Raw genomic sequence first — 5,525 nt, 5'->3', positions numbered from 1 at the left:
TGGGATTCCTTTGGAAATTGATGTCAGCTTCCGGCTTTCGGGTCGGAGAGATGTCTTATTTGCTAGAGGTCAAACTTGACTCTCCTTCTCTTCGGGGTTGGGGGTCGTAATTTTTTTACGGAGAGTTTGATCCTGGCTCAGGACGAACGCTGGCGGCGTGCTTAACACATGCAAGTCGAACGATGAAGCCCAGCTTGCTGGGTGGATTAGTGGCGAACGGGTGAGTAACACGTGAGTAACCTGCCCTTGACTCTGGGATAAGCGCTGGAAACGGCGTCTAATACCGGATACGACCTGCCCCGGCATCGGGTGCGGGTGGAAAGTTTTTCGGTCAAGGATGGACTCGCGGCCTATCAGCTAGTTGGTGAGGTAATGGCTCACCAAGGCGACGACGGGTAGCCGGCCTGAGAGGGTGACCGGCCACACTGGGACTGAGACACGGCCCAGACTCCTACGGGAGGCAGCAGTGGGGAATATTGCACAATGGGCGAAAGCCTGATGCAGCAACGCCGCGTGGGGGATGACGGCCTTCGGGTTGTAAACCTCTTTTAGTAGGGAAGAAGGGCTTCGGCTTGACGGTACCTGCAGAAAAAGCACCGGCTAACTACGTGCCAGCAGCCGCGGTAATACGTAGGGTGCAAGCGTTGTCCGGAATTATTGGGCGTAAAGAGCTCGTAGGCGGTTTGTCGCGTCTGCTGTGAAAACCCGAGGCTCAACCTCGGGCCTGCAGTGGGTACGGGCAGACTAGAGTGCGGTAGGGGAGAATGGAATTCCTGGTGTAGCGGTGGAATGCGCAGATATCAGGAGGAACACCGATGGCGAAGGCAGTTCTCTGGGCCGTTACTGACGCTGAGGAGCGAAAGCGTGGGGAGCGAACAGGATTAGATACCCTGGTAGTCCACGCCGTAAACGTTGGGAACTAGATGTGGGGACCTTTCCACGGTCTCCGTGTCGCAGCTAACGCATTAAGTTCCCCGCCTGGGGAGTACGGCCGCAAGGCTAAAACTCAAAGGAATTGACGGGGGCCCGCACAAGCGGCGGAGCATGCGGATTAATTCGATGCAACGCGAAGAACCTTACCAAGGCTTGACATATACCGGAAACTTCCAGAAATGGTTGCCCCGCAAGGTCGGTATACAGGTGGTGCATGGTTGTCGTCAGCTCGTGTCGTGAGATGTTGGGTTAAGTCCCGCAACGAGCGCAACCCTCGTTCTATGTTGCCAGCACGTCATGGTGGGAACTCATAGGAGACTGCCGGGGTCAACTCGGAGGAAGGTGGGGATGACGTCAAATCATCATGCCCCTTATGTCTTGGGCTTCACGCATGCTACAATGGCCGGTACAAAGGGCTGCGATACCGTAAGGTGGAGCGAATCCCAAAAAGCCGGTCTCAGTTCGGATTGAGGTCTGCAACTCGACCTCATGAAGTCGGAGTCGCTAGTAATCGCAGATCAGCAACGCTGCGGTGAATACGTTCCCGGGCCTTGTACACACCGCCCGTCAAGTCATGAAAGTCGGTAACACCCGAAGCCAGTGGCCTAACCGCAAGGAGGGAGCTGTCGAAGGTGGGATCGGTGATTAGGACTAAGTCGTAACAAGGTAGCCGTACCGGAAGGTGCGGCTGGATCACCTCCTTTCTAAGGAGCATCTGGACACCGCAGGGTGTTCCAGGCGCCAGATCAAAGCGAATGTCTTTGCTGGTAGCTCATGGGTGGAACATTGAACTAGGTGCTCGGTGAGATCGTCTCGCGTCAGTACAGCCTTCGGGTTGGGAACGCGTCGGGGCGGTGGAGTCGGGTACATGCACGCTGTTGGGTCCTGAGGGACCGGGCCGGCTGCCTTCGGGTGGCGGGGTCGACTCTCCGGATCCTTTTCTCACGCCTGGGTGTGTGGGAGAGGGATACCGCCCGTATTTTGAGAACTACACAGTGGACGCGAGCATCTTAGATTCACGGCTTCGGTCGTGGATCGACAAGATTCGCATGGCGCGGCTTTCGGGCTGCGGTCATGCAAATCATTGGATCTGCAACTTTTCGAGTTGTAGTTTCTTAACTCATGTGATTAGCAAGTTCATAAGAGCAAACGGTGAATGCCTTGGCATCTGGAGCCGAAGAAGGACGTCGTAATCTGCGATAAGCCTCGGGGAGCTGATAAACGAGCTGTGATCCGAGGATTTCCGAATGGGGAAACCCCGCCAGGCCCCTTGTGGTGACCTGGTGACTCCCGCCTGAATATATAGGGCGGGTAGAGGGAACGTGGGGAAGTGAAACATCTCAGTACCCACAGGAAGAGAAAACAACAGTGATTCCGTCAGTAGTGGCGAGCGAACGCGGAAGAGGCTAAACCGAGTCATGTGTGATACCCGGCAGGGGTTGCATGGCCGGGGTTGTGGGACTTTTCGTTCCGGTCTGCCGGCCGGTGAACGTTACAGCGCATCATAGACGAACAGGTTTGAACGCCTGGCCAGAGCGGGTGCGAGCCCCGTAGTCGAAATGGTGTTATGGCGTGAAGAGTATCCCAAGTAGCACGGGGCCCGAGAAATCCCGTGTGAATCTGTCAGGACCACCTGATAAGCCTAAATACTCCCAGATGACCGATAGCGGACAAGTACCGTGAGGGAAAGGTGAAAAGTACCCCGGGAGGGGAGTGAAATAGTACCTGAAACCGTTTGCTTACAAACCGTCGGAGCCTCCTTGTAGGGGTGACGGCGTGCCTTTTGAAGAATGAGCCTGCGAGTTAGTGCTCTGTGGCGAGGTTAACCCGTGTGGGGCAGCCGTAGCGAAAGCGAGTCCGAATAGGGCGATTCAGTCGCAGGGTCTAGACCCGAAGCGAAGTGATCTATCCATGGCCAGGTTGAAGCGACGGTAAGACGTCGTGGAGGACCGAACCCACTTCAGTTGAAAATGGAGGGGATGAGCTGTGGATAGGGGTGAAAGGCCAATCAAACTTCGTGATAGCTGGTTCTCTCCGAAATGCATTTAGGTGCAGCGTTGCGTGTTTCTTGCCGGAGGTAGAGCTACTGGATGGCCGATGGGGCCCAAAAGCTTACTGACGTCAGCCAAACTCCGAATGCCGGTAAGTGAGAGCGCAGCAGTGAGACTGTGGGGGATAAGCTTCATAGTCGAGAGGGAAACAACCCAGACCACCAACTAAGGTCCCTAAGCGCGTGCTAAGTGGGAAAGGATGTGGAGTTGCACAGACAACCAGGAGGTTGGCTTAGAAGCAGCCACCCTTGAAAGAGTGCGTAATAGCTCACTGGTCAAGTGATTCCGCGCCGACAATGTAACGGGGCTCAAGCACGCCACCGAAGTTGTGGCATTGACATTAGTGGTAGGCCTTCGTGGTCCAGCCGTGTTGATGGGTAGGAGAGCGTCGTGTGGCGAGTGAAGCGGCGGTGTGAACCAGCCGTGGATGCCACACGAGTGAGAATGCAGGCATGAGTAGCGAAAGACGGGTGAGAAACCCGTCCTCCGGAAGACCAAGGGTTCCAGGGTCAAGCTAATCTTCCCTGGGTAAGTCGGGACCTAAGGCGAGGCCGACAGGCGTAGTCGATGGACAACGGGTTGATATTCCCGTACCGGCGAAGAACCGCCCAAGACAATCCAGTAGTGCTAAGTATCTGAATCCCTGTGATGGATCCCTTCGGGGTGAAGCGTTGGGCCTAGCGTACGACCCCGTGCTGGTGCGTTTAGCGTATTAACAGGTGTGACGCAGGAAGGTAGCCGAGCCGGGCGATGGTTGTCCCGGTCTAAGGATGTAGGGCGAACGATAGGCAAATCCGTCGTTCATATAGCCTGAGATCTGATGGGTAGACGCAAGTCGAAATCGGTGATCCTATGCTGCCAAGAAAAGCATCGACGCGAGGTTCTAGCTGCCCGTACCCCAAACCGACTCAGGTGGTCAGGTAGAGAATACTAAGGAGATCGAGAGAATCGTGGTTAAGGAACTCGGCAAAATGCCCCCGTAACTTCGGGAGAAGGGGGGCCTGAGGCGTGAACGGACTTGCTCCGGGAGCGTTCGATGGCCGCAGAGACCAGTGGGAAGCGACTGTTTACTAAAAACACAGGTCCGTGCTAAGTCGCAAGACGATGTATACGGACTGACGCCTGCCCGGTGCTGGAAGGTTAAGAGGAACGGTTAGCCGCAAGGCGAAGCTGAGAATTTAAGCCCCAGTAAACGGCGGTGGTAACTATAACCATCCTAAGGTAGCGAAATTCCTTGTCGGGTAAGTTCCGACCTGCACGAATGGCGTAACGACTTCCCAGCTGTCTCAACCGCGAACTCGGCGAAATTGCATTACGAGTAAAGATGCTCGTTACGCGCAGCAGGACGGAAAGACCCCGTGACCTTTACTATAGTTTGGTATTGGTGTTCGGTGTGGCTTGTGTAGGATAGGTGGGAGACGTTGAAGCGGGCACGCTAGTGTTCGTGGAGTCATTGTTGAAATACCACTCTGGTCACTCTGGATATCTAACTTCGGACCCTAATCGGGTTCAGGGACAGTGCCTGATGGGTAGTTTAACTGGGGCGGTTGCCTCCCAAAGAGTAACGGAGGCGCCCAAAGGTTCCCTCAACCTGGTTGGCAATCAGGTGGCGAGTGTAAGTGCACAAGGGAGCTTGACTGTGAGACTGACAAGTCGAGCAGGGACGAAAGTCGGGACTAGTGATCCGGCAGTGGCTTGTGGAAGCGCTGTCGCTCAACGGATAAAAGGTACCTCGGGGATAACAGGCTGATCTTGCCCAAGAGTCCATATCGACGGCATGGTTTGGCACCTCGATGTCGGCTCGTCGCATCCTGGGGCTGGAGTAGGTCCCAAGGGTTGGGCTGTTCGCCCATTAAAGCGGTACGCGAGCTGGGTTTAGAACGTCGTGAGACAGTTCGGTCCCTATCCGCTGCGCGCGCAGGAAATTTGAGAAGATCTATCCCTAGTACGAGAGGACCGGGATGGACGAACCTCTGGTGTGTCAGTTGTTCCGCCAGGAGCACCGCTGATTAGCTACGTTCGGAACGGATAACCGCTGAAAGCATCTAAGCGGGAAGCCGGCTTCGAGATGAGATTTCCATCCCTTCGGGGGAGAGGCTCCCAGCCAGACGACTGGGTTGATAGGCCGGATGTGGAAGACAGGACTAAAGACTGTCGGAGCTGACCGGTACTAATAAGCCGATAACTTGATAATCACTACACTCATACCGTTGTAAAGGCTGGTAGGAGTGGTCAGAGATTGCTTGCGTCCACTTTGTGGTTCCCAGAAGACGGGCACCCCGCATCCTCCTTCGGGAGGAGCGGAACAATTGAATACACGCACGGCGTGTAACCCAGATTTGACCATGTGCCCTCGGGTGCGTGTGTCGCCAGGGTTACGGCGGCCATAGCGAGAGGGAAACGCCCGGTCACATTCCGAACCCGGAAGCTAAGACTCTCAGCGCCGATGGTACTGCAGGGGGGACCCTGTGGGAGAGTAGGACACCGCCGGACACCATTCACGATGGCCACCCAGAAATGGGTGGCCATCGCTGTTTAACC

General features: G+C 55.6%; 3 rRNA genes. All 3 read left to right on the top strand.

The window, feature by feature from the left end:
- Nucleotides 1–114 precede the first annotated feature (114 nt).
- The 3 genes from C5C27_RS16385 to rrf all read left to right on the top strand — a co-directional run bounded on the left by C5C27_RS16385 (nt 115) and on the right by rrf (nt 5,477).
- Nucleotides 115–1,637, top strand: a 16S ribosomal RNA gene (locus tag C5C27_RS16385).
- A gap of 425 nt (nt 1,638–2,062) precedes the next feature.
- Nucleotides 2,063–5,178: ribosomal RNA gene (locus tag C5C27_RS16380) — 23S ribosomal RNA — on the top strand.
- Between the two features lie 182 nt (nt 5,179–5,360).
- Nucleotides 5,361–5,477 (top strand): 5S ribosomal RNA (rrf, locus tag C5C27_RS16375).
- Together the 16S, 23S and 5S rRNA genes form the textbook arrangement of a ribosomal RNA operon.
- The last annotated feature ends 48 nt before the right edge of the window (nt 5,478–5,525 follow it).

The sequence above is a fragment of the Rathayibacter sp. AY2B7 genome (assembly GCF_002931635.1).
In the GTDB taxonomy this organism is placed as follows: domain Bacteria; phylum Actinomycetota; class Actinomycetes; order Actinomycetales; family Microbacteriaceae; genus Rathayibacter.
The sequence above is the reverse complement of the archived record's forward strand: the minus strand, read 5'-3'. Positions and strand labels throughout refer to the sequence as shown.